The organism is candidate division KSB1 bacterium (assembly GCA_034506395.1).
In the GTDB taxonomy this organism is placed as follows: Bacteria; Zhuqueibacterota; Zhuqueibacteria; order Thermofontimicrobiales; family Thermofontimicrobiaceae; genus Thermofontimicrobium.
The window spans coordinates 1-26,153 of the sequence record JAPDPQ010000003.1 but is presented as its reverse complement, the minus strand read 5'-3'; the positions used below and the strand labels follow the sequence as shown (position 1 = coordinate 26,153).

At 43.4% G+C, this 26,153-nt stretch carries 17 protein-coding genes; 15 read left to right on the top strand and 2 right to left on the bottom strand.

From position 1 onward, the window contains the following. Positions 1 to 67: 67 nt before the first annotated feature. From ONB37_02555 to ONB37_02540, 4 genes are all read left to right on the top strand, one after another. Positions 68 to 1,873 carry a PDZ domain-containing protein gene (locus ONB37_02555; protein MDZ7399025.1) on the top strand — a complete coding sequence of 602 codons (1,806 nt, stop codon included), beginning with the start codon at positions 68 to 70 and terminating at the stop codon, positions 1,871 to 1,873. Positions 1,874 to 2,091: 218 nt separating this feature from the next. Continuing rightward, a complete protein-coding gene (locus ONB37_02550) occupies positions 2,092 to 3,348 on the top strand; it encodes a hypothetical protein (GenBank protein MDZ7399024.1) in 1,257 nt (418 codons plus the stop codon). A gap of 104 nt (positions 3,349 to 3,452) precedes the next feature. Beyond that, the gene (locus tag ONB37_02545; protein ID MDZ7399023.1) at positions 3,453 to 4,652 is read left to right on the top strand and encodes a C1 family peptidase; all 1,200 of its coding nucleotides are present in this window, start codon (positions 3,453 to 3,455) and stop codon (positions 4,650 to 4,652) included. 188 nt (positions 4,653 to 4,840) lie between these two features. Continuing rightward, positions 4,841 to 7,912, top strand: coding sequence for a GH116 family glycosyl hydrolase (locus ONB37_02540; GenBank protein MDZ7399022.1), 3,072 nt, complete (start codon positions 4,841 to 4,843; stop codon positions 7,910 to 7,912). 261 nt (positions 7,913 to 8,173) lie between these two features. Here ONB37_02540 and ONB37_02535 read toward each other — a convergent pair whose 3' ends face one another. Then, positions 8,174 to 9,034: a hypothetical protein gene (locus ONB37_02535; GenBank protein MDZ7399021.1), complete on the bottom strand. Its 861-nt coding sequence runs from the start codon at positions 9,032 to 9,034 to the stop codon at positions 8,174 to 8,176. Between the two features lie 55 nt (positions 9,035 to 9,089). Next, positions 9,090 to 9,725, bottom strand: a complete 636-nt coding sequence (locus ONB37_02530) for a fibronectin type III domain-containing protein (GenBank protein ID MDZ7399020.1) — start codon at positions 9,723 to 9,725, stop codon at positions 9,090 to 9,092. Between the two features lie 336 nt (positions 9,726 to 10,061). Here ONB37_02530 and ONB37_02525 point away from each other — a divergent pair, with 336 nt between their 5' ends. From ONB37_02525 to ONB37_02475, 11 genes are all read left to right on the top strand, one after another. Beyond that, complete coding sequence (locus ONB37_02525) at positions 10,062 to 10,343, top strand: RNA-binding protein (protein MDZ7399019.1); 282 nt, start codon at positions 10,062 to 10,064, stop codon at positions 10,341 to 10,343. A 245-nt stretch (positions 10,344 to 10,588) separates the two neighbouring features. After that, entirely contained in the window at positions 10,589 to 12,406 is a 1,818-nt protein-coding gene (locus tag ONB37_02520; GenBank protein MDZ7399018.1) for a sodium:solute symporter, read from the top strand. 110 nt (positions 12,407 to 12,516) lie between these two features. Then, positions 12,517 to 13,767: an extracellular solute-binding protein gene (locus ONB37_02515; GenBank protein ID MDZ7399017.1), complete on the top strand. Its 1,251-nt coding sequence runs from the start codon at positions 12,517 to 12,519 to the stop codon at positions 13,765 to 13,767. A gap of 1 nt (position 13,768) precedes the next feature. After that, positions 13,769 to 14,662, top strand: coding sequence for a sugar ABC transporter permease (locus tag ONB37_02510; protein ID MDZ7399016.1), 894 nt, complete (start codon positions 13,769 to 13,771; stop codon positions 14,660 to 14,662). Between the two features lie 186 nt (positions 14,663 to 14,848). Further along, positions 14,849 to 15,691, top strand: coding sequence for a sugar ABC transporter permease (locus ONB37_02505; protein MDZ7399015.1), 843 nt, complete (start codon positions 14,849 to 14,851; stop codon positions 15,689 to 15,691). 121 nt (positions 15,692 to 15,812) lie between these two features. Next, positions 15,813 to 15,971 carry a DUF5989 family protein gene (locus tag ONB37_02500; protein ID MDZ7399014.1) on the top strand — a complete coding sequence of 53 codons (159 nt, stop codon included), beginning with the start codon at positions 15,813 to 15,815 and terminating at the stop codon, positions 15,969 to 15,971. Positions 15,972 to 15,979: 8 nt separating this feature from the next. Continuing rightward, the gene (locus ONB37_02495; protein MDZ7399013.1) at positions 15,980 to 16,915 is read left to right on the top strand and encodes an ABC transporter permease; all 936 of its coding nucleotides are present in this window, start codon (positions 15,980 to 15,982) and stop codon (positions 16,913 to 16,915) included. 168 nt (positions 16,916 to 17,083) lie between these two features. Continuing rightward, positions 17,084 to 18,022 (top strand): ABC transporter substrate-binding protein, encoded by a 939-nt coding sequence (locus ONB37_02490; GenBank protein ID MDZ7399012.1) that lies wholly within the window; start codon positions 17,084 to 17,086, stop codon positions 18,020 to 18,022. Between the two features lie 472 nt (positions 18,023 to 18,494). After that, the gene (locus tag ONB37_02485; GenBank protein MDZ7399011.1) at positions 18,495 to 21,920 is read left to right on the top strand and encodes a VWA domain-containing protein; all 3,426 of its coding nucleotides are present in this window, start codon (positions 18,495 to 18,497) and stop codon (positions 21,918 to 21,920) included. 82 nt (positions 21,921 to 22,002) lie between these two features. Further along, the gene (locus ONB37_02480; GenBank protein MDZ7399010.1) at positions 22,003 to 24,861 is read left to right on the top strand and encodes a PorV/PorQ family protein; all 2,859 of its coding nucleotides are present in this window, start codon (positions 22,003 to 22,005) and stop codon (positions 24,859 to 24,861) included. Positions 24,862 to 25,425: 564 nt separating this feature from the next. Then, on the top strand, positions 25,426 to 26,153 hold a 728-nt coding region (locus tag ONB37_02475; protein ID MDZ7399009.1), incomplete at its 3' end, for a hypothetical protein.

Genomic DNA, 26,153 nt, shown 5'->3' with positions numbered 1-26,153 from the left:
GGCTCATGCCCGATTAAACCAGTACAATGCGAAGCTCACTTTGAATAAGGACATCGAGGAGGCGGCAATGATCAAAGGTGGCGCTCCATTCTTTTCATGGATACGAATTTTCGCTTTATGCCTGATCACAAATTTGTTGGGCTCGTTCCCAACGGCTGCTCAACCGAACTTGCGCTATTATGTGGAAATCGATGAAGAAAGCTGGAACGCGTTCCATGTTAATATCACAGTGAGCAATAATCATGCACCACAATTGTACTGTGCTTTACCAAATGAGTATATTGGGCCAAATATAGATCCAGCCCCGGGCTGCGATATTTCAAAATTTGAAGTTACTGATCGCTACGGTGGACCTCTGCCATTCAAATCAGTCTCATGCAACGCTTGGCTGATTGCAACGCAAGGGAACGATATTATTAACATATCCTATCAGGTCAATGGCCGAAAGGATCTCATCTTGGGGGATCGATTATCCCGAAATTTCGCCCGCATTGATCCCAGCTCGGTTTTTATTTTCGTTCGTGAATATTTGGATAGCCCCATTTTTTTAGGCGTCCGAGTGCCGCATCGATGGAAATTAGCTACTGGCCTATCGGCTACCGAGCAGGCGTTTGAATATCGCTTAATTAATTACGATCAGCTATTACGCCATCCGCTTTATTTAGCGCCGTTCGATGAAATTTATTTTAAAATCGAAGATCGAATTTGCTATATTCTTATCGATGGTTCCAAAACCTCTGAGATTAACAAGCTCAGCTCCATAGCTACCCGTGTGGCCCATTATCAATCCAAATTGTTCAAAGAAATCCCATTCGACCGCTATTTGTTTATCTTCAAAGTTTTTTCAGCCCAGCCTGGCATTGCTTCTGCAGTATATGAGAATGTTTCGATTTCCTATTTTAGTTATGATCATCTCAAGAACAATTTCGATGCCCTTAGCTTGGTCATCGCTGGCAATTTCTTTCGCAATTGGTTCGGTTATCGTCTTCGCCCCCAGTGGTTGCAAGGTAGCATTTTGACATCTTCTCAGGTGAGCGATGGCAGTATCCTGTTGTATTATGGCCTTACCGAGTACTACGCCGGTCTAAGCTTGTTGAGAGCTGGGTATTGGAGCGAGATGGATTTCATTAATCATCAGATCCAAACCATGAATCGCTATCTGCGCAGCCCTCGAAAGAGGGTCATGGGATCAATGAAATGCTTAACCGCCGGATCGGTCGCGGAAGCTGAAGAAACAGAGGTGGATTTCTGGAAAACGACGGGGCAATTAATCGCGTTGCTGTTAGACTTGAAAATCCGAGAGGCCAGTCATAATGAGCGCAGCTTGGACGATGTAATGTTTTTTATGAACCATTGGTTCGGAGCTCAAAAGCTTCAGTACCAGGAGACTGATATTTTACGGGCGATACGGGCGGTAACTGGGGCCAATCTCAGCGATTTTTTCGACCTCTATGTCAATAGCAGCCACGAACTGCCGCTCGTAGAGACGTTGCAATCCGCTGGGATATTCATCAAAACAGCGAGAGACAGCGTCGCTGACCTCGGCGATTTTCAGCTTATGTCGGAGAGCAATCTTTTCATCCAGATCGATGCTTCCAGCCCACTAACAAAAGCAGGGGTGAAAGTAGGTGATCGCTTGATATCAATCAATAATCGTACAATTAGCTCCATGGCTCAATTAAATCGATTTTTGGAAACGGTGACGATCGGCCAGGAATTAAATTTAGCCGTGCAACGTGACGGTGCTCCGCTTATTTTGATTGCTAAAGCGACGAAACGGCCTGTGCTCACCAGTGTGCTGGTCAGCTTGACGCCTCAAAATGAACTGCAAGAAAAGATTCGAAAATCCTGGTTAGCCAAACAACTGCCATAGGAGAGCTTGCAAAAGGAAATTTTTTGATCTCATGCCTTAGGAATAAAGACATTTTTGATCTCCGATTTAATGAAAAGTGAGATTTCTGGATAAGCAAAAGTGATAATCATCGGGCACAAATTCGTTCATTGTTCAATTGCTTGGTGCATTGAAAGGTACGCGAAATCGATTATTGTATTTTTATGAATGATCATCGACCATCATTAATTGGCCGGACCATGTACATACCGCGGATGAGCTTTGGTGGTGCTCGTCTGGCGGCGGCGGCGTTTCAATCGATCGGCGTGGCTGCCCAGCCGTCTCCCGCTTCAGACGCGAAAACCTTGGAACTGGCATCGCGCTATCTCAATGGTGATGAATGTCTACCAGAGCGCATTACGCTGGGCAACTTTTTAAAAGTTATCGAAGATCCTTCGTTTGATCCAGAGCGATCTGCATTCCTTTTGCCCACTTCAGGCGGGCCATGCCGTTTTGGCCAATATCAAGGGATTTTGAGAAAAATTTTGAAGCAAAAAGGGTATGAAGCGGCTTTGGTTGTGTCCCCAACGAGCAACAACGGATATGAAGGGATTGGCGACTCAGCGCGCGAACTCATCCGAACTTTCTGGCACGCCGTGATAGCCAGCGATCTGCTCAGAAAAATGCACTTGAAATTTCGGCCATATATGCAGGCACGAGAACAGGCCAATGAGATCTTTCATCAAACGCTGGATGAACTGAGCGCAATTCTCGCTAAGCCAAACCAATCGGCCACACAGCGATTGTTCCGATTACGACAAACGCTCTTGGCCGCTCGAGATCGCTATCTCCGATTGCCAGCAAAATTCACTTACGATAAGCCTTTGATCGGATTGGTCGGTGAAATTTATTGTCGGCTGGATGAGGCCAGCAATGAATATTTGGTGAATAAGCTCGAAGAACTCGGGGCTGAAGTATGGATTTCTGATATTGCAGAGTGGGCGTGGTATACCAATGATGAACAACGTTGGCGACTTATTCGAGCTGGTAAGCGCTTCTCCCGAGAAATGCTGGCTGCAAAAATCAAATTTGCCATTCAGCACCGTGATGAGAAATTTCTCTCCTATCCGCTGCGTAACGATTTCGTCGGTTATGAAGAACCGAGCCAGATTCACGAAGTCCTCGAGCTCAGTCGACCGTACCTGCCTCAGGAAGGCGCCCTCGGAGAGATGGTGCTCAATGTCGGAAAGACCATTTTTCTATATCATAAAGGCGCTGATGGCGTGATTGACATCAGCCCGTTCACCTGTATGAATGGCATTGTCTGCGAAGCCGTTTATCCTCAGGTGAGCAAAGATTATGATAATTTCCCGATTCGCATTTTCTATTTCGATGCGACCAAAATCGATTTGGATCGGGAAGTAGGTATATTCTTAGAGCTTGCCAAGAATTATCGGGCTAATAAAAGAACTCGACGAACCTATCCTTATTACTTCAATCAACGAACCCAAAACTAAAACAAAGTGGTGACAAGCAATTTTATCCAAATTCAAAACCATAATAATGGCTTCATTCAAAACGAAATTGGGAAATAGATCCTCTTAAAAAGTTAGGAGCGAGCATGACGCATAGCAAGAGGTTATCAGTCATTTTGCTTTTAATCATTGCAATTTTCGGTTCTGCAAGTTCCCAGGATCGAGCGGTTTACATTACCGACCAGAAAAACGGCAAAACAGAGATGAAATTCACCATGGATTTTTCAAAAGTTCGCGCGCCAAAATCGCTCGACGAATTTACTCAATTGGCTCATCTGTCACCGATTCGGCAAGACACAACTGGCACTTGCTGGGCTTTCGCAACGATTTCGTTGCTCGAGTCGGAATTGGCACGCAAAGGAAAACCGATGGTGAAATTATCGGAGATGTATATTGTTTATTGGGAATACCTCGAAAAGGTAAGACAGTTCGTCCAACAACAGGGTAATTCCTTTTTCGGAGAAGGCTCACAGCATAACGCGGTATTGCGGCAGATGAAATCGCATGGCCTGGTGCGCGCCAGCGATTATAATGGACTGCTTCCAGGGGCTATCGGACACAATCACGCCAAACTGTTTCATGAACTCAAAAATTATCTCAATTATCTGAAAGAGAATGGGATTTGGGATGAGAATCAAGCCATCGCCTATACGAAGCTCGTCTTGAATAAATATTTGGGGGAACCTCCAGAAAGGATCTTAGTAGATGGCAATCCTATGACGCCCCTTCAATATATGACCGATATTTTGCAGATCAATCCAGATGATTATGTCTGTTTCATGTCATTGATGGAAGCCCCTTTCTATCAGCAAGCTGAGTATAAAGTGCCTGACAATTGGTGGCACAGCAGCGATTATTACAACGTTCCCTTGGATGAGTTCTATGGAGCGATTGTGAACGCTGTAAAACGCGGCTTTACTGTTGCGCTGGGGGGCGATACCTCAGAACCGGGCAAAAGCGCTGAGCACGATATCGCGATCATCCCCAGTTTCGACTTGCCTGCTCAATATATCGATCAATCCGCGCGCGAGTTCCGCTTTAAAAACAATAGTTCCACCGATGATCATGCCGTTCATCTGGTGGGCTATAAAAAGATCGGCCGAGACACTTGGTTTCTAATCAAAGACTCGGGTGGAAGCGCTTTTCGGGGGAAGCTCAAAGGTTACTTTATGTTCCGAGACGATTATGTTCGTCTGAAAATGCTCAATTTTATGGTTCACCAAGATGCTGTTTCAGACTTGCTCGAGAAAATACATCAGAATCAAGCGAGCCAGCAATCACGTTGAATCGACTTTTCGGATCCAGAAATATCAGAGCAGAACGTCTAATGAATCTTGCTATCGAGCGAATAACGCTTGGAGCTTTCCAATTGATCCTGAAAGGGGCAAAGCTTAATAAATAAGATAATTCTTAATAGCGATCTGTGTAAAAAGAGTCGCTGAGATACCGCGGATCAATTTCTGGGTCAATCACCATGCGAACTTATCTGATTTTTGGCATAATTATCACACTGCTTTTAACTGGTTGCGGTAAACAAAAACGTGAATCCGTAAGAGCCATAGAAATCCCAGAATTGGAGCACCTGGCTATTGAGATCAATCCCCAACAAAGCCGACCCTTTGTTTTCACCAATAAAGCTGCGGCTTTTTATTATGGGGAAACTGGAAGGATTCGGTCAGATAGCCATATGGGCTTTTACGTGATGACGCAGCGTATCCTGGATGATTATCTAACTGCGCTCGATGGGCATTTTCTGGAACGGCATCGTGCCGATAGCGTGCGGGCTTATCCTGATCATATCCTGCGATTGTACCCTGGAAAGCTTCAGGAGATGCTCTATCTTCTCGATAATCTGAATTGCTTGGTAATTGAATTTTCAGCGCCTGATGTGCGTTCGCTGGAGATCACACCGATCATGCCTGCGTTGCTTGATCTAGACCACGCTCAGATCCGATGGAATCGAAATCGCGACTTGTTAGTGATAAAATCTGAAGCCAAAGCTGGATCGTCGCAACAAGTGCCAGTTATTGGTTTCAAATTCGATGTCCCCGCTCAGTTCGATACTGGCACGCCAGAATTGCCAGAGAATCTGATCCCAGCGAAGTTGATCGGCCATTTTCGGCTAACGACCCATCATGGTCGGTTTTATTTGCTTGCCGCCGAAAGCGAGAATGAATTGCTTCAATTATCAGATTATGTAGTGAATAATGTGGTAAGATTGGTGGATGAAAAACGCAAGCGATTGATTCAGCTGCTTGGCGATTGCCATTTTGAAACCAACATTCCCGCTTTGAATAAGGCGTTTCGCTGGGCAGTGATTTCCATGGACCAGCTTATCATGCGTCAGCCTGGAGCAGGGAAAGATATCGTTGGCATCTTTGCGGGTCTGCCCTGGTTCAATAATTACTGGGGCCGGGATACGTTTATTTCGTTCCCCGGAGCTGTATTGGTGCGTGGGGATTTTGAAACTAGCCGCCAGATCCTCACAGCGTTCGCCCAGTTTCAGAATCAAGATTCAAAGGACCCAAATTATGGCAGGATTCCCAATCAGATTACAACCGAACAGATCAGTTACAACACCGCAGATGGAACACCCTGGTTTGTCCGGGCGCTCTGGGACTATTATCGATATTCGGGGGACCGGGTTACTTTAGAGTCGCTTTATCCAGTGGTGAAACGAGCGATTGAGGGGACCCTGAAGTATCATTGCGATGCTCAACGTTTTCTCACCCATGGCCCTGCTGAGACCTGGATGGATGCTCAAGGTCCAGATGGACCGTGGTCACCTCGAGGCAACCGCGCTGTGGAAGTTCAAGCGCTGTGGTACCAGCAACTTATCTGTTCTGCGAATATGGCTCATGAATTGGGCAAAAATGCCGATGCCGAAACATGGAAACAACTTGCTGATGAATTGAAAGAAAATTTTCAGAACCGCTTTTGGAATAATTCGCGATCTGCTTTGTTCGATCATCTCAAAGAAAACGATGAACCGGACAGAAAAATTCGGCCGAATCAAATATTGGCGATTACCGTGCCACAAGAGATCGCGTTGCTCCCTGCAGAACGCGAGTTTTCAGTGATGAAAGAGGTGGTCACGCAATTGACTTATAGCTATGGAGTCGCATCTTTATGGCAACACGATCCCGACTTCCATCCATATCATCAATATCCCAAATACTATCCGAAAGATGCTGCCTATCATAACGGCACTGTGTGGGGCTGGCTGGCTGGACCTGTAGTATCCAGCATGCTGAAATATGGCTATCAGAATTTGGCTATTGAGTTGCTTCTTTCGGAATGCAACCAGATATTAAACCATGGAGCGGTCGGTACTTTGTCAGAATTGCTAAATGCGATTCCAGATCCCGGGAAAGAATTGCCAGAGCCATCAGGGGCGGTTTCTCAAGCCTGGAGCCTGGCTGAATTTATCAGAAATATCAGCCAGGATCTGATTGGTATCCATCCCGATGTCCCCAATCGAAAAATTAGAATCTCTCCACACCTCCCAGACAATATCACCTCGCTTACTTGCTGTGTGCCGATACCCAATTCAGAAATGCATTTAACAATGCGGCAAGACGATCTGAAACTGGAACTGGTGATCAACTACTTAAAAGATGCTCACCCATGGGACATTGAGATTGATTATTTGGTCGATCCGACGAGAAAAATCAACTTTAAATTCGCCATCCGCCCTGAAACGACCAAAATGGTTCAGATCAATTTTGAGCCCCTTTCCGTTTCAATCGATGGGGAACAGATCGGTTATCGATTGGATCGAATTCCAATTCGAAGTGAATTGCTCAATTTTTTCACATTTGCTGTTCCTCAATTGGATAAAAATCTAAATTATCTCAAGCCACCAGCATATCCCCTTTTAAGTGGCCATCAAGTGAAAAGCTGGAATAACAAAGCTCGAAAATTATTCGATCTGGAGGCTCCAAAAAATGATGATCGAGGCCCGAATAAAAAATATGTTTATCCTACAGCGTCATATTTTAAAGACGGTATTTTCGATCTGACTCATTTTAAATTGCTATTAGATGAGCATAATTATTATTTTGAATTGAAATTTCGTAACCTGGTGCAACCGGGCTGGAATCCTGAATACGGTTTCCAATTGACTTTTGTAGCGATCGCCATTGATCAGGGCACGGACATGCCAGGAACAAGATGGATTGGTCGTAATGCAAATTTGCAGTTGCCGCGCGATTATACGTGTCAAAAGATTATCTATGTCGGTGGAGGACTTCAGATTGAGGATGGTGAAGGAAATATACTGGCCGCCTATCGTGCAGATGATCCCAAATATCCTTTGGGCAATGTGGAAGATAAAACCATATCTTTCGCAATTCCTCAGTCCTTTCTTGGGAAGTACAATCAAAAATGGCGGATTGTGATTGCAGTGGGTGGGCAGGACGATCATGGTGGAGCTGGATTAGGAGAATTCCGTGCTGTTGGAAAAACTGCTTCTCAATGGCAGGGAGGCGGCGGCGAGCAAGAAACTGGTAATTGCAATGTGTATGATCTATTTTTGGTAAAATAGAAAATCGGAATTTCTAACTTGCGCGATTTTTTTTTTCAGTTAGCGGGAAGCTAAGCGTAGAAAAAGTTATGCTTCCGAGATGATAATGGATCTTTGAATCAAAAAGACAGTTGAAGCTGATCCGAATCGGCAAAGATTTCGTTCATTTAATAGATATCGCTCTCGTTCTGAGCAATTAGCATCCATTTGGTCATTTGGTTTTAAAGGACGTGGTTCGAGATTGATACCCCGATAAATCGATCATCGATCAAAGATGATGGATTAAAATACCAGGCTCAAGTCAAACCCATCACTGGTTCCCAGGCCGAATTGATCGGTGGCAATCGCATAATTTATGTTTAAAAAAAGGCCTTTTGACTGAAAGGTTAATCCAAGTCCGGCTGAAAAGCGATCCCGCCCAATTCCGCATCTAATTTTAAACACATTCAATGCAATAAACTCTGTGGCTAATGAGATCTCCCCCTTGCTATTCCTCACCTGATAATAATCGGCTGTGACTAGAAAATTTGAAAGAGGATCTATTGCTATTCCTAACCGATAATTCGGAACATATTTTTCTTGAGTTCCAGTGGACCATTTCAAGTTCGATACCAGGTTTTTAGCTGCCAATCCGAACCTGGCTTTCTTACCCAGAGCAAACAATAACCCCAGATCGCCTCCAAATCCATTCGCAGTACTTTCCAATACTTGAAAATGTAAAAATTTTGCGGTTGCTCCGAGCGAGAGGAATGGAAGAATGCGATAAGCATAGCTTAAAAAGAATGTGTTTTCATGATAATCAAATAGCCGATCTGGCTGAGGGGTGTTGCTGTTGCGCGCCTCAATGTCATCAACGGCAAAACCAGTCCAGGCAACAGCGAAAGCTCCCCATCGGTTTGTCGGAAAGGCAGCGCTCACAAACCTGAGCTGTCGATTCAGCGACATGTTTGTAACCATGGCGCCAATTTTTGTGGTCGAAAAGAAATCCATCGCACCAGGGTTCCAAAAAGGGGCAGCATAATCATTAGAAACGGCTGTGTAGGCACCGTTCATGGCCATCGCTCGCGCACCGATGCCCAAAAAAGATAACTGATCTTGTCGAGAACCAGCCGCACTGTTCACCACCGAAACAAATAATAACACGAATATCTCAAAAAATAGCACTAAAAAATTATGATTCCAGTTCATCATCTTCTTTCTATTTTAAGACAGCAATTGTGATATAATGTGTGGCGCTTTGTGAACTTACCTTAGCAATGTAAATTCCATTAGGTACGAAATTGCCCAGATCATCGCGGCCATCCCATACATCTTCCGTATGTTCGCCAGATGATTTTAACATATACGAGAGGAGCGATCGGATCTTATTTCCTTTTATGTCGAAGATGGCGATGGTCACTGCTTCAGCTTGATGCATATAATATCGAATTCTGGTAATTTGATCGCCAGGACGAAACGGATTGGGGTAGTTATAGGCGCTATGATCGTCCAGATCAACAATATTATCGTCATTGGCGATAGCAATACTGACTTCCTCAGAAAAGGGGCTCTCATTGCCCACAGTATCATAGGCGGTAACGGCAAAGAAATATTTCATACCAGATTGCAAATTGTTTATTTTGCATTCTGTTGTTCGGCCAACTGCAATGACTTTAGAATAAGAGCGTGACGCATTTCCGTAATAAACTTTATATCCCGTTAAGTCCTTTTCTTTGTTCGGAAGCCATTGAACGATGACTGATTGATTTAAAAGCAAGAACAAAAAAATACAATTAAAATGGCTGTTGAAACAAATTTTGGGAATTTTGAATTTTGCTAACAAATTTGTCCTCATTAAGAATCTCCCGTCGATGATCAAAAATTATAGATCATAATTGTACGCAATTAATATACCAGCACCTTATTTTTGAACATAAAATAAAAAATAAATAAGAGAGCAGTAGTAATAGTGATTAAAATCTATTGAATGCATTGCTAGTATCGGGCACTAAAGAAAATATGGAAACAGCACCAAAAAATTTCTAAAATTTTATATTGACAATTATCAAAAAAATGATTATAATATATGTTTTATTTTTGAAATCAATGTTCATTTCAAAGGAGGTTGTCACTTTAAATCAGTATCAGTTTTCTTGGATCAAGTTCATTTTCAATGCGAGGAGGGAGAACAATGAGGATCTATGTTGGAAACCTGCCCAAGGATACGGAAGAGGATGACCTAATTGAAATGTTCAGCGAGTATGGGAGTGTCAAAAACATCAAAATCATTCGCGACCGTTTTTCGAATAACTCCCGCGGGTATGCCTTCTTAGAATTGCCAGACGCTAAAGCAGCCTTCGAGGCGATACGAGATTGGGATCAAGGGTCTATCGACGACCAAATCATCCGAGTTGATATCGCTAAAGCCTCACTGAAAGAATTTGAATCGTATCGACAGCAGTTGCGACATTGATATTTACAAGCTCATTCAAGCATCAACCTTTTCCAGAGATGATGTTAACTTGAGCGTCTTTGATTTACAGAACGGACAACCAAAAACTTCTCAGGAGCAGCGATCAGTTTTTTTCTAGCGATTTTTTGCTCATGCCCCTGTTTCAGGTTTTTTGATTAATCAAATTTTTTAGCATCGATCTTCGTACACCAAATTCTTGCGCAATGCAATAGAAGAGCAAAAATACCATTAACCAGGGAGGGGTAATGCACCTTCTGGATTATTTGATCGTTGCAGTATACCTCGTTGCGATGGTAGTGGTTGGCCTAGTTTTGCAGCGACGGGCATCTGCTGGAATTGATTCTTATTTTCTGGGCAACCGGAAATTGCCATGGTGGGTGTTAGGCGTATCAGGCATGGCGTCCAATTTAGACGTCAGCGGCACCATGATCAATACTGCGTGGATCTTTGCGCTGGGTGCTGCTGGCTTTTTTATTGAAATTCGCGGCGGTGTCACATTGATCATGGCTTTCTTAATGATCTTTATGGGAAAATGGAATCGCCGCGCTGAGGTTATGACCCTGGCTGAGTGGATGAGTTTTCGATTCGGCAAAGGCAAAGAGGGAGATATTGCTCGACTGATCGCTGCTATTTCCAGCATCCTGGTCACCATCGCAATGATCACATATTTCGCTGTGGGCTCGGGTAAATTCATTGGCGAATTTCTCGGCATTCCATCATTTGCAGGCTTATCATCAGAATTCTGGGCTGCCACTCTGATGATCGTTCTGGCCATGATCTATACCGTGGCGAGCGGCCTCTATGGTGTGGTCTGGACCGATCTGTTTCAGAGCCTACTCATTTTCATCACAATTATCTACATCTGCGTCATGGCAATGACGCGATTCCCACTACCAGAAAGCTTTTCCGTCTCCGTCCCAATGCGTGTCCCAGAGAATACTTTTCAGACAATCTCCACCACACGCGAAACCTGGACCAGCGTCATTCCGCCATGGAAATTGGACTTTGATCCCAATTGTGCCTATTCCATCTATAACCTCTTTGGCATTGCCATTATTTTTTATTTGATCAAAGTTATCATTGAGGGATCTGGGGGCACTGGCGGCTACATGATCCAGCGATATTTTGCGGCGAAGAGCGATCGTGAGGCAGGGCTATTGTCTCTTTTTTGGACCAGCCTGCTCTCGTTTCGCTGGCCCTTTATTGCGGCAATTGCGATTATGGGCGTCTCTTATGGCAGTAGCGTTGGTGTCATTAACGATCCCGAAAAAGTGATTCCGGTCGTTATCAACAACATGGTTCATACCGGGATGAAAGGGCTCCTGGTAGCTGGTCTCATGGCAGCTGCCATGTCCACTTTTGATTCGACGGTCAATGCTGGCGCGGCTTATTGGGTAAAGGACATTTATCAGGCATATTTAAATCCGAAAGCTTCCGAGAAAGCATTGATGCTTCATAGTCGCCTCGCTTCGATTTTCATCGTTGTTGTGGGATTAATATTCAGTCTGGCCATTAAAAACATTAATGAGATCTGGGGATGGATCACCATGAGCATCGGTGCTGGCATGATCATCCCCCAATTGACGCGTTGGTATTGGTGGCGATTGAACGGTTACGGATATGCTATTGGGACGATTGGTGGAATGGTTGCAGCAATAGTTCAAAAGGCAGCGTTCCCCAATGTCCCAGAATACGTCTCGTTCAGTTTTGCCAGCGGGATTTCGCTGGTTCTGATGGTGATCGGCACATATCTAACACCACCGACTGATGAAGCGGTCTTGAAAAACTTTTATAGGCGCACCCGGCCATTTGGATTTTGGGCGTATATTAAAAACGTTATTCCAGCCGCGACATTGCAACAGGTTGATCGCGAAAATCGGCGTGATATCGTCGCGACATTTTTTGCTGTTCCATGGCAGATCGTGCTGTTTCTGGCGATGATGATGATTGTGATGCAGCGATGGGATACCCTCGGATGGCTCTTGCTGGTCCTAATCGCTCTTTCGACTGGACTTTATCATTTCTGGTTCAAGCATCTTTCAAGAGAGGTGAGAATAGAATAATCATCAATGCAAAAAATGATTGCTTTTGGTTGTTGCGTTGTTTAAATTTAACCTTAAGAACAAAGTCAAGGGGCAATTGCCCCTTTTTCAATTCAAGAAGCTGAGGATAAGTGATCGCTAAAGCATTAAAGCAGGTATTGGTTCTCTGCTGTCTGAGTGTAATTGGGGGATATTTCGGTTGCAGCGCGAAACGACACAGTACAATTATGATCTGGCACTCAATGCGCCCCCTGGCAACCAAGATATTGCAGCAGAAATTGGACGAATTCTCAAAGAAATATCCTGGCTGGAAGTTCGCTCAACTATTCTATGAACCAGAGACCGCCCGCACCAATTATATTATCTCTGCAATGGGAGGAAGCGGTCCTGCTCTATTCTGGGGAGCCAGTGATAACATTGGGCCGCTGGTTGAGCTAAGGGTCATCAAACCATTAGAGGAATACTTTGATCCAGCGTTTTTAGATAGCTTCATCATCGAGCCGATCGCGGCTAATACCTGGTTTCAAAACCATCTCTATCAAATTGCTGATCAGGTGGGGAATCATCTATGTCTGGTTTATAATAAAAAATATGTGCCGCATCCCCCCAAAACAATGTCGGAGCTCAGAAAGCTTGGCAAGAGCCTCACCAAAGACCTCAATAACGATGGTAAACCAGATCGGTATGCTCTGGCCTGGAACTATACCGAACCGTTCTTTGCCGTTCCGTTCATCCATGGGTATGGTGGAAAAATTTTGGACGAGAATAATCGTCCCACGCTGAATACACCAGCTACTATTCAAGCCGCGCAGCTCATCTACGATTTGGCCAATAAAGATCGCATCATCCCGATGGAGTGCGACTATGAAGTCGCGAATGCTCTATTCATAGATGGCTATGCGGCAATGATCATCAATGGCCCATGGTCGTGGGGAACCTATATTGAAAATGGAATCGATATCGGTATCACTCGAATCCCCAAAATCGACGAAACCGATCTCTGGCCATCGCCCATGGTTTCGCCGCTCGGCTATTCCGTTAATATTAATTTGGAAGGCGAAAAATTGAGGATTGCCCTCGAATTGCTCAAATTTTTGACTTCGGTGGAGGTTGAGCTGGAATTTACTCGGGCACTGGGAACGATCCCATCGCGAAAACAAGCATTTTTGGATCCATCTGTTACAGATAATGAGCTGATTCAGAGCTCCATTTATCAATTAGAAGTTGGCACACTTATGCCCGTAGTTACTGAGTTGCGCTGGATCTGGGACGCCATGCGGCCCAGTTACCAATCGATCTTCACCGGGCAAATGAAACCAGCACAAGCCGCATCGGCTATGCAGCAATTGGCAGAGCGACTTATTAAAGAAAATCGAGAATAGCATGGCTGCTGGAGTCGGAACATTAAAGAACAATCGTCTTGCCTATTTATATACCATGCCAGCATTGATCGTCATGGGAATGGTGGTGGTCTATCCATTCATATACAATATCGTTCTCTCCCTTTCGAATATGAACCTGACACATTTTTACGATTGGCGCATCATCGGATTGACCAATTACATTAATGTGCTAAAAGAGGGGACATTTTGGTATTTTTTCTGGAAAACGATTTTATGGACGGTGATCAATGTTTTCTTTCATGTCACGATCGGTATATTTCTGGCGCTCATCTTAAATAAAGACATCAAAGGCAAATCATATTTTCGCACCCTGCTCATTTTGCCATGGGCTGTGCCCCAATACATCACTGCCTTAACCTGGCGTGGCATGTTCAATTCAGAATATGGTGCCATTAGTCTTATTGTTGATCGACTTTTCGGTATTCAAATTCCTTGGTTGACCACTGAATGGGGAGCTTTTGCCGCCTGTGTGATTACCAATATCTGGCTTGGATTTCCATTTATGATGATCGTTGCTCTCGGCGGACTCCAGAGCATTCCAGATGAACTCTACGAAGCAGCTGATATCGATGGGGCCTCTTGGTGGAATAAATTGCGCAACATTACCATTCCGTTGCTCAAACCGGTCATGATCCCAGCCATTACGTTAGGGATTATCTGGACCTTCAACAATTTCAATATCGTCTGGTTGGTGAGTAACGGTGGAGAACCTGCCGACAAAACTCACATTCTGGTCTCTTGGATTTATAAATCTGGCTTCCGCTATTTTCGAATGGGATATGCCGCGGCTTTCTCAATGATCATTTTTGTTATTCTCCTGGTATTCAGTTTTAACTTCATTAGAAGAACTAAGGCGGCAGAAGCTGTCTATTAAATTGTTCTTTGAAAGGAAAATAGATTGCTTGTCTTGTGGAAAGAGATTCGATTGGTCATCATGAAATGCTGGAATACCAAAATAGATCTTGGTAGATGAAAAGTACAAAATTCGTTGGCTAGAATACTACAATTTATTTTTCATAAAATTCTAAACTATCACCTCTAAAGAAAAAAAAGAATTGCCATGCATAAACCGCGCGATTTGACCCTAGCCGGCAAAATAGGGGCTTATCTCATTTTGATTGTTTTTACATTATTCGCCATTTACCCAATTTTGGTGGTGATTACAATTTCATTACGGCCTGGAGATCGGCTATTGAGCAAATCATTGGCGTTGATCCCAGATGACGCAACGCTCGAATCTTACATTCGGCTATTCACCAAAGAACCATTCCCGCTTTGGCTCGGCAATAGCTTGATCGTCTCAGGAGCGGTGATGATCGTTGGAGTGGCATTGGCGGCGACAGCCGGTTACGCTTTCTCCCGTTACAAATTTCTCGGCAGAGAAGCTGCGATGTTCAGTCTAATCACCACGCAGATGTTTCCACTTACCATGTTGCTGCTTCCGTTATTCATTATGTTGATCAAGCTGAAACTTTATGATTCATACCTCGGCTTGATCATCGCATATTCTGCCACAGCGCTGCCATTTACAACCTGGCAGATGAAAGGATATTACGATACGATCCCGTTCAGCCTTGAGGAAGCCGCCTATATTGATGGCTGCAGCCAATTTGCAACGTTTTGGCGGATTGTTCTGCCATTGGCAGCCCCAGCCCTTGTCATTACGGCGCTATTTTCCTTCATGGCTGCCTGGTCAGAATATCTGGTCGCTGCTGTTCTGATTCAAGATCAAAATCTATTCACATTGCCATTAGGATTGAAAACCTTCCAATCTGCCATGGAAACATCTTGGGGCCTTTATTCTGCTGCTGCAATCATGGTGAGTCTTCCTGTCGTCGTGCTATTTTTGTTTCTCAGCCGCTGGCTCATCTCAGGATTGACGCTCGGAAGTGTCAAGGGATAATTAGGGTCATATTAAAAAAAATGATTGACTCGAAAGTGTTAGATTCAAGCCAAATGGCCACATTAATTGTAACCATTGAGCAATAAAAGGGTAAATCCGTTATAACAACGAAGGGGAAAAAATGAGCAAATTTTCAATCGTTTCAGAGTTGTGGCAATTTTTGAAGCACCGAAAGAAGTGGTGGTTAGGGCCCATTATTTTATTTTTGCTCCTACTTGGATTTTTGATCGTTTTTATCGAGGGATCGGCTCTGGCCCCGCTCATTTACGCGATTTTTTGATGATGACTATGAAACCGATCGCAATCTATTTTCGAAAACTGGCATCGTTATTAAGTCTATTCATCATCGTCATTCTTCTGACCGTACTTTCCCCGCATTTTTTGACCGTGGAGAATATGCTCTCGATCGGACTCCAAATGTCCGTAATTGCCATAATGTCGATCGGACAGGTCTGGATTATTATCTCTGGCGGAATCGATCTCTCCGTTGGTTCTGTGCTGGCGTTGTCTGGCGTTTCAACCACTCTGTTGATTGCAAATGGAGTAAATTTGATCTTAGCAAGTGCAGTTGGCATTGCTGTGGGGGCATTTTGCGGTTTCATCAACGGATTTCTAACGGCAGTTGGTAAATTGCCACCTTTTATTTCAACCTTAGGAATGATGGGAATTGCGAGGGGCATGGCGCTGATTGTTACCAAGGGAGTGCCCATTTTCGGATTGCCAGAACAATTTGCCATTCTCGGCAATGGCCGAATTGCAGGGTTGATTCCAATCCCAGTGGTAATCACGATCCTATTGGGACTTTTCGGCCATATCGTTTTGACTCATACGCCGTTCGGGCGCTACAGCTATGCGATCGGCAGCAATTTCGAAGCTGCCCGTCTTTCTGGAATTCGCACCACTCGAACAATGATCTATATCTATTTATTAGCTGGTTTTCTGTACGGCCTTTCAGGCGTAGTTTTGGCTTCCCGATTGAGTACTGGACAGCCGACTTCAGGCCTTGGTTATGAACTTGACGTCATTGCAGCCTGCGTAATAGGCGGCGCAAGCCTGAGTGGTGGGAGCGGTACTATTTGGGGTGCCATACTGGGGGCATTGGTGATCGGCGTGTTACGCAACGGCTGCAATCTGCTCGACATCTCCGCTTTTTGGCAGCAAGTGGCCATCGGCATAATTATCGTTATTGCCGTTTTTATCGACCAATATCAAAAACGACGGTGATTTCATGCTTGAATGGTTTCGGATCACGAGTAACTCGAAATTTGAGGCTATTAATTTTTTATGTCTTGTTGGCAAGGTCTTTGGCTTGCTTTAACGCTCGAATTGATGAATCGATGATCATCGAACCGGAGTTCATCAATGAATTTTTAAGCTGGAGGAATATATCTTATGATCAGGAAAATTTTTTGGGCATTACTTATTATGTTAATTGTTTGGAATTGTGCAGGGAGATCTAAAAAAAATAAACCTCAAATATTGGTCTCACCCAAAGGGTTGGTTCATTCCTTTTGGGTAACGGTAAAAGCGGGGGCAGACTCGGCCGGAAAAGAATTCAATGCAGATGTGATCTGGAAGGGCCCTACACAGGAGACTGATATTGCAGGGCAGATCGCGATTATCGAGGATTATGTGAACAAAGGCGTAGATGCGATAGTTTTGGCAGCATGCGATGCTCAAGGGCTGATTCCTGTTTTGGAAAAAGCCCAACAACGCGGCATCCCAGTCATCACAATTGACTCGGGAGTAGATTCCGATTTGCCAATCAGCTTTATTGCAACCGATAATATTCTCGCAGCACAGAAGGCAGCCCAAAAATTGGCTGAATTGATCGGAGAACAAGGGAAAGTGGCTTGTATTCCATTTATTCCTGGAGCTGCGACCTCGAATTGGCGGGAACAAGGATTCGTCTCCGAAATAAAAAAATACCCCAATATAGCGTTGCTCCCAATTCGATATTCTCAAAGTGAGGTAGCTGTTGGCATGGCAGTGACCGAAGATATACTTACGGCCCACCCAGATCTAAAAGGGATTTTTGCTGCCAACGAAGCTGGTACGATTGGAGTCATCCAAGCATTGAAGTCCAAAAATAAGATTGGCCAGGTGAGAGTTGTGGGTTTCGATGCCGCCCCGAATGAAGTAAAAGCGCTTCAAGCTGGTGAAGTCGACGCGCTGATCGTTCAAGATCCATTTAAAATGGGATACGAAGGAGTAAAGGCCGCCATAAAAGTATTAGCTGGAGAGGTGGTTCCGAGACGAATTGATACCGGCGTCTATATTGTGACCCGCGAGAATCTCGATCAGCCAGAGATTCAACGTTTGATCCGTTAGTAACGTTTCTTAACGAAAGTCGCAGAAGATATAACCTTATTACTTTGAACGAGCCATTTGCCTCCAAGCGAAATGGGGGGAATGGCTTTTTTATTATCAGATAAAAAAAAGCAAAAAAAATCTTGACATTTTTTAATATTTCTATTATATTCTTTGCGAAGCTTCAATTTATGATCTCATTACTTAGGTCATGTGAGATTGTTTCTTTATGTATTAGCATGCATCTCACGCTTTTATTTTTGCCGACCGTTGCTTTATCATCTATTTTGCTTCTTTGATTTTCTTCACTCATCATGAACCTGCAACCGTTGACTAAGAGTTTGTTAGGCTTAGAATTCAATTCGATCTAAAGAGTTTTTTGAGGGTTTTTCATCGTTTTTTTGCTCAGGCCTCATATGATCGCCTGACTTTTCTTCAAAGATTACTTTATGTGTCGAATCTAAGTCTTAAGCACAATCGGGAGGGCTCAACAGTGAAACGAACTTCCTTTCCTATGAGTAGATACGTGTTGCTCTTTACTGGCTTAGCTTTGTTCTTGTTTAAGTTTTATTTTCCTGCCCTTATTGATAGAAACCTTGTGGCTGGTACTGCAAGCTCTATTCAAAATTCGTCTCAACAAAACCTCGCTAAACCGATGCAACCAGATCCTTGGATAAAAATAACGGTTGAACCAAGCTTAATCAAAATTTATCCCGGGGGAAAGGTCTCTCCAACGGATACACTTGAATTCACGGTTATATTCGGCAATAAAGGGACGCGGTCGATGGAGTCTGTTGTAATACAATGCTTCCCACCGAATATGTCAATACCAGTTGGAAAGGCTCCTTTAACTCAATGGGGGCAACAAATCTCAACGACGCCTGCTGGGATAATAAATGATCCGAAACTTACGGTGAATTCGCTTAATCCCAAGCTTCTCGAATTGATCGAATGGGAAATTAGCTCGATTCCCCCTGCTTCAGAAACCGAAATTGATGCCAATCAGATTGTTTTTACTCTCATTTTGGATGTAGTTGAAATTTTAAATAGGACCAGTGCTTCATTCGATCTGCAATGCTGGATTGGCATGTTCTACAAATCCAATTTATCTCAGCCAGAGGCGTTTCACGTGGTCACGATCCGTGTTGAGATCGTGCCAGACCTCGAGATAGAAAAAAATGCGGTGCCGAGCACTGTTTTGCCAGGTGATACTACCACCATTCTTTTAAGTTCTAAGAACCATAGCAGAAGAGATCTGGATGATGTCATCATCACAGATCTTTTTTGGAGCTCGAAAGGCAATGTTGATCAATGTATCGAAATCATATCTATCGATATTCCCGCGAGCGATAATACGCTTCCAAATCTTGAATGGAGAAACTTATCTTATCCGAAGGAAATGACCGAATGGAGGCGTATTTTGATCACTGTGGGCGCCAAACCTTATGAAGAGCTAAAATCATTATTCCGAGGTGAGCCAATCGTCATCTCAGACAAAGCAGTGATAATATACGGATCAGAGAGATTGGATAGCACGACCGCTTCTTTTCAAATCGTGGCACGCGACTTAGTACCGAAGTTAGAGCCGAAAATTTTCGGTAACTATGCGTCCCCAGGTTTTCCATTGCTGCTCCATACTTGGATTAAAAACATTGGATCCACGCCAACTTATGAGCAATTCTATGTCAAAATTTGGATGAACGATCAGAGGAAAACGCCATTTTTCGATCAGCTCATCGCAAATAGAATCGAGGCCGGCGATAGCCTTTATTTTGCCGTAGAAACGCCTGCCTTGCCAGAGGGAGAAGGCCACTATAAGTTTTATTTTGAAATCGATTATTTGAACCAGGTTTCTGAAATAGTTGAAACGAATAATATCGATTCGATTCTGGTGACTGCTAAGCTTCAATCGCTCAAAACCACGGTGAACAATTCAACTTGGTCGGATCGGGTGAACATATTGGATAGGTCGCCAGCTTTTCCTGAGCCCATTTTTTCATATATCCAGGTAACCGATCAAAACTATCATTATATTCGGGGATTGGCGGATGTTAATAGCTGGTCCTCGATGGACTGGGTCACTCCCATTGGAGCGAAAGTTCGGGAGATATGGAAACCTATCCAAGAATATCATGGGGAGAATAACCAGGTTCCTTCCGTAAGAGATATCTCTTCGTTGAATATTGCGCGGATTGATGAGAATTTTTCTAATGGTTTCTCAGTGGCAATGATTATCGACGCAAATATTGAACCTGCTGATACCAGCAACACGAATACCGCGGCCAGAACCCTTATTCGGCAAATGAGATCTCAAGATAAGATGGCCATTATCCAATTCAGCGGGAGCGTCCATTTGGCCACAGATTTTACAGCAGATACAGCAGCGCTGATGAACGTGATCCAAAAACCTCTACCAGCTTCGAATGATCATCGATTGTATGACGCAATTTTTTCTGGCATTGAACAAACTGCACTTACCCATGGCAGAAAAGCGGTATTCGTATATACTTCATCGCCAAATTCTGGTAGCTTTCATGGTTTGAATGATGTCATTCATCATGCTGATACCCTGGGAGTACCTGTTTTCGTTTTCGGTTTTGGCAATGCGGATCAGGCAAATCTCAAACGACTGGCGGAGGAAACTGGAGGCATTTTCATTTATGAAAAAGATACGCGAGATATGTGGTACATTTTCAAGCTATTTGCTGAAATGTTCAAGAACCATTACGTGCTGGCCCATACGACCACGGACACTACACGGGATGGGACTTGGCGTCTGGTCGATATAACGGTCAATTATCCTGCCATAGGTCTTGTCGATTCGGATATTGGAAAATACAAGGCTCCCAATATTGGTGTGGATCTATCTGTCATGATCACAGCCACGACCGACTCTTTCAGTGTAGGAGGAAGCTATCCAATTCAATATGTGGTGCCAAATGAGATTTATAGCTACCACATCAGCTATGAGAATCAGGGATCAATTCCATGTTATAATGCGGTGCTGAAAAATATTTTATCAAAATACGTCGATGTAGTACCTGGTACTTTTAGTTGCAGTCCGGCAAGCACATCTGCTGATCAGCATCAGTTGTTCTGGCAAATTGATTCATTAATGCCTGGTGAAAGAAGCTCAATTAATTTTGATGTTCAGGTCAAAAAGTTGATGCCAAAATGGCAGATCGCGATCATTGATTCAGCACTCATTTTGCATAATCAGGATGAAAAGCCAGAAAACAATATTTCAACGAACATCGTTTTTAAGAAGCGCGAGGACGTTCCTCCGCCAGTTATCAGAGCCATGCCTGAAAAAATTCGGCCTCACGATCCAATCACAATTGAGCTCCAAGTTTTCGAGATATTTGTTGAGTGGGATCTTCTCGTCTACTTTGAGGATGGAGCGATTGTAACTACCTATGCAGATTCATTCATTGCACCTCATACACCACTTTTGCCAGTGGATTCAGCGGATCAATGGTATCGGATCATTCCAGATTTTACTGATACCTGGAAGCGCACCGATAAACAGCAGGAGAAAATTAGGTTCAAATTCAACGGCATAAATAGAGATTCACAGAAAGTTGAGGCGGAGGATACTGTCACGGTAGAAGCAGAGTTCGAATGTAGGGTCCATCCCATCGTCATTAAGCCTGCTGTACCTGGCGAATCAGATCGGTCTTTTATCGATTTGGTGCTGCCCAAAGATCATGTAGCGACTGCCTCCATCTATAATGTTGCTGGGGAATTGGTGAGAAAATTACCAGAAACTCCAAATTTGCTGGCTGGAGAAAGATACAATGAAATTTTATCTTGGGATGGAAGGGATGATAACGGCAATCTGGTTGCCAGTGACGTCTATGTCATCGTCATCAAGGCTGGCTCGAATCAAACATCGAAAAAAGTTATCGTGATCCGATAATATCGATTCGATAAAAACGGAGGGACTCAGAATGCGAAAGCTAATCTTTTTGATAATCTTCCTTCTATCTGGGATATCTGTATTGTCTGCTCAATCAAGCGGGACAGGTGCTAACTTTTTGAAGATTCCAGTTGGTCCCCGACCGATTGGATTAGGTTCAGCGTTTACTGGTGTTGGTGATAATGTTTATACCATTTACTGGAACCCTGCGGGGATCGGATTAATTCGCCGCTGGGAAATATCAGCCATGTATAATAAGTATTTCGCTGATATGTATTATGGCGCAATCTCTGGCTTGAAGCAATTTCAATGGTTAGGAAGCAGAAAAACGGGTGTTGGATTGGGTCTATTTTTTCATGGAATTCCTGAGTGGAAGGATGATCTAAATAATGAAAAGGCCAGCGCCAGCAATATTATGGTTTCAGCCGCGTTGGGGCAGCGACTGGATTGGCTATCGAAAAATGTGTCGATCGGTTTGAATGTAAAGTTTGCTCGAAGCACTTTGGTTGAATATGACGCTTACACTTTAGCCACCGATTTTGGGATTCTATCCAGATGGGATTTATTCAGTCATCCATTCATGATTGGGGCAACGATCCAAAACATAGGGTTTCAAACCGCTTTCATCAAAGAAAAATCGCCTATTCCTATGGGGTATCGATTTGGACTTAGTTATCGTTTCCTCGATTGCGATTACCACCATTTACTGCTTGCCACAGACCTGGCCAAATATAAGTATAGCAATTGGAAGCTGGGGCTCGGAGCAGAATATTGGTTCCGAAATTTAATTGCTGTTCGGAGCGGGTATGCATTTGACAAAGATGATTTGGGTGATTTTTCGTTCGGTGTGGGCGTTAAGCTGGATGCCTTCAATTCGGGGTTGCAATCCGATTACACGCAATCTGATTTCGGTGATGCGCTAGGTTATACTCGATCCGGCGCGATCGGGGTATTTTCCGTGAGTCCCGAGCCATTTTACCTGATATCGCCCCAAAATGGTCACATTTTTGGTCCTCAGGATACAGTCAAATTATGTTGGGAGCCGGTGGAAGACCCCGATTTTTGTGATGAAATCCGGTATCGGAATATTATCGATGCTGATTCAACCAAGCTGAAAGAAATGGCTGAGCAGATTTGCAAATATCCAACTACAAAAGTCCAATTAATGAATGATCAAATCGTATATGACGCATCCGTTCGATTGACAAATCTTCCTCCCGGAACTTATTTTTGGAACACCATCGCAATTGATCGAAAAGGTCATACGCGGTTGGCATCTGCGACCGGTTATAAACATCGAAAACAAGGCTCTGAAAGCGTCCGCTGGTTCATTCAGGCAGCCCCGGATCTGATAATTAGGCAGATTGCATTTCAGCCATCTGCTACATTGCCTGATTTGGATGACGATACCCAAGGAAATGTTATAATCGAAGTCGCCAACATCGGCAATTGGACTGCTTACAAATTTAATGTGGCATTAAGCGATTCTTTCGATTGTGAAGCAATTACGAAAGTCGTAGCGCAATTCAGTGTTGATAGCTTAAGACCAAGGCAATCGAAAAAGTTCTCATTTCTTTGGAAAACCAATGAAATCGGTCGACATCATTTCATTGGTCAAGTCGATCCAGATAATCGAGTGTTCGAATCGAATGATAGCAATAATGGAAACTTATGTTACGCGATTACGATCCCCCGTGGGAATGTATTCGCTGCTCAAGAAGAATTAAAAACGAAAAAAGTTATTTTTAGCTATTATGAAATTCCGATCGTCCCTTTGGTTTTTTTCGCCCAAGGATCGAATATTGTAGACGATGATTTCTACCGAGAAGATAGAATAAAGCCCATGCCGTTGCTTAAAGTCATCGCTGAGCGTCTGATCCAGCATCCTGAATTCAAAATTCAATTGGCTGGCTATATTGATCCGATTACCGAAAAAGGTCAAAATCATTTAGCTGCGGAACGAATGCAAAAAGTTAGAGAGATTTTGGTGGACTCGTTAGGTGTGCCGGCGCATCAGATCGGGTTACATTCAAACTATGATATTGCTCAACGGCGCTTGGAACGAGCCCCTGAGCCAATGGTCAATGCGGAGAATCGTCGTGTTGAGATTCTGTTTAACTCTGACAAGCTTGAAGACCATTTTGCACTATTCGGCCCCTTAGAAATCTCTCACCCGCCTCAAATCAGCGATGGTCTGGTTTTCATTTCCCATTTAAAAGCGTTTGTTGATATTTCTTCATGGCAGTTAATTATTCAGGAGAGCCCTAGCAGAAATAATGTATATCGAATAGCATTTCGAATTGATCCAGAGACTCATCCGATCGACATGATCGACAGCACCGTCTGGATCGGCAGGGATAACGAAAACCGATTAGTGACCTTAAATCAACGCTACAATTATTTCGTTTATGTTCAAGATCGTTTTGGACGCGAATTTACCTCTGATACCAAGGAGTTTTATTTGAAATGTGATATGATAGAAGACCAGGAGGTGCAGGTGCATCTCAACCAGTTCGACAGTCCCAAGGAATTTTTTGCATTTAATGAATTAAGAATAGATAATCTGGTCGAGCGCTTGTGTCAGTCCGAATCGCTCAAGGTGAAATTCAATGGTTATGCATGCGATATCGGAGGCTTCTCTTACAATGTAAATTTGGCCCATCAGCGCGCTGAGACTTATCTTGAACTGATGAGAAAAAAATTAAAAACAAAATGTCCTTCAGTAGCGATCGAGGAAAAATTAGTCCCAATTGATCCCGTTGATGTGCTGATTAAAAAATATACGGGACATCCAGGCAGCTATGCCGAGCCATTCCAATACCTGAATCCATGCAGTTTGAAAGAATATGTTTTTCCGTTGGATGATCCTTATGGGAAGATTTTGAGTAGGCGTGTGGATATTATTTTGCTCAAAAAGCCTAAAGCCACGGAGGTGAAATAAAGATCAACTCGGCATGCGAACCATTATGCTAAATTCAGAATCAGGGGTTAGATGGCTAAAAGAAAGAGAATTCTACTCAAACATATGGTTTCATTCTGATAAAAAGAGCTTTGTAACATAATTTTTTCGAACTGCAATGGTGATATTTCTCCAGCTAAAAAAATTACAAAATAGCGAAGAAAGTGCTTGATTTTTAGAGGAGAAATTATTATTATCACTTAAAATTACAAAAAGTTTATCAGAATTATCAATACTCAATTACTTTCCAAAACAGTAAAGATCAGTAAGATACATTGATATTGTGACACAATTAGGGCAAAATCGACTAAAAATAATTCAGACCCAAATAATGTCCCATAAATAACGGTGTGTCGTATGCGCGTGTGTCGCAAGCTTACGGTAAAGTGCCTCTCCATTCATGATTGACAGCTAGCCAATAGAATTTCCTAATACCGTTATTTATCAATCAAAATATCCCGAATCCCAACGAGGTCACTTATGAAGACCAGATCAAAAATATTAACACTGTGCATAGGAATAGTGCTAATATTTTGGATGTTTGGTTTGTCAGACTTGAGTTGGTCAGCAACGAAATCCATTCGCACCGATCCAATAGGCGTCTCATCTGACGATCAAAATTTCCCCAGCGATAAATCCGCACAACCTAAAAATGATTCGATAGCAACTATCATGTGCGACAAATATCCGCCTTATTTTACTGACTTGAATCCTAAGGCAGAACAGAGGGGAGTACCGAGAAACACGATCATTAAATTTCGCGTGAATGATGACTTCCGTCCAAAGAAGAATGAGTGGGATAGATATGGCGTTGATACTAGCAAGATTTTTATTTCCATCAAAAGCCGTTTTTGGGGAATTGACAGTGTTCGACCTAATAAAATTACGCTAGCGGACAGCATATTCAAGGTGGATTGCGAATATTCCTCCCCAATGCCTTTTGATTGGTCAGACACAGTTACTGTGATTTTATTCGCTCAAGATGTTTCTTATCTTAAGAATCAAGCCGAAACAAGCTATGTTTTTTATACGTTGGAGGATTCGGCTGGTCCGGTGATCAATCCCTATGATCCTTATCCTGACCAGATAAATGTGCCAGTGGATGCAGCGGTTCATTTTTGGGTGTGGGATAGTTCAGGAGTGGATGTTGATTCAGTATTTTTGGATATAGTGAGTGATTCGGTGAACGTGAGTCATGCGAAGCCAGAGACGACCAAGGTGGCGGGAGATACGGTTTATTTTCGATATCAGCCGGATCGTTCATTTGCTTACGA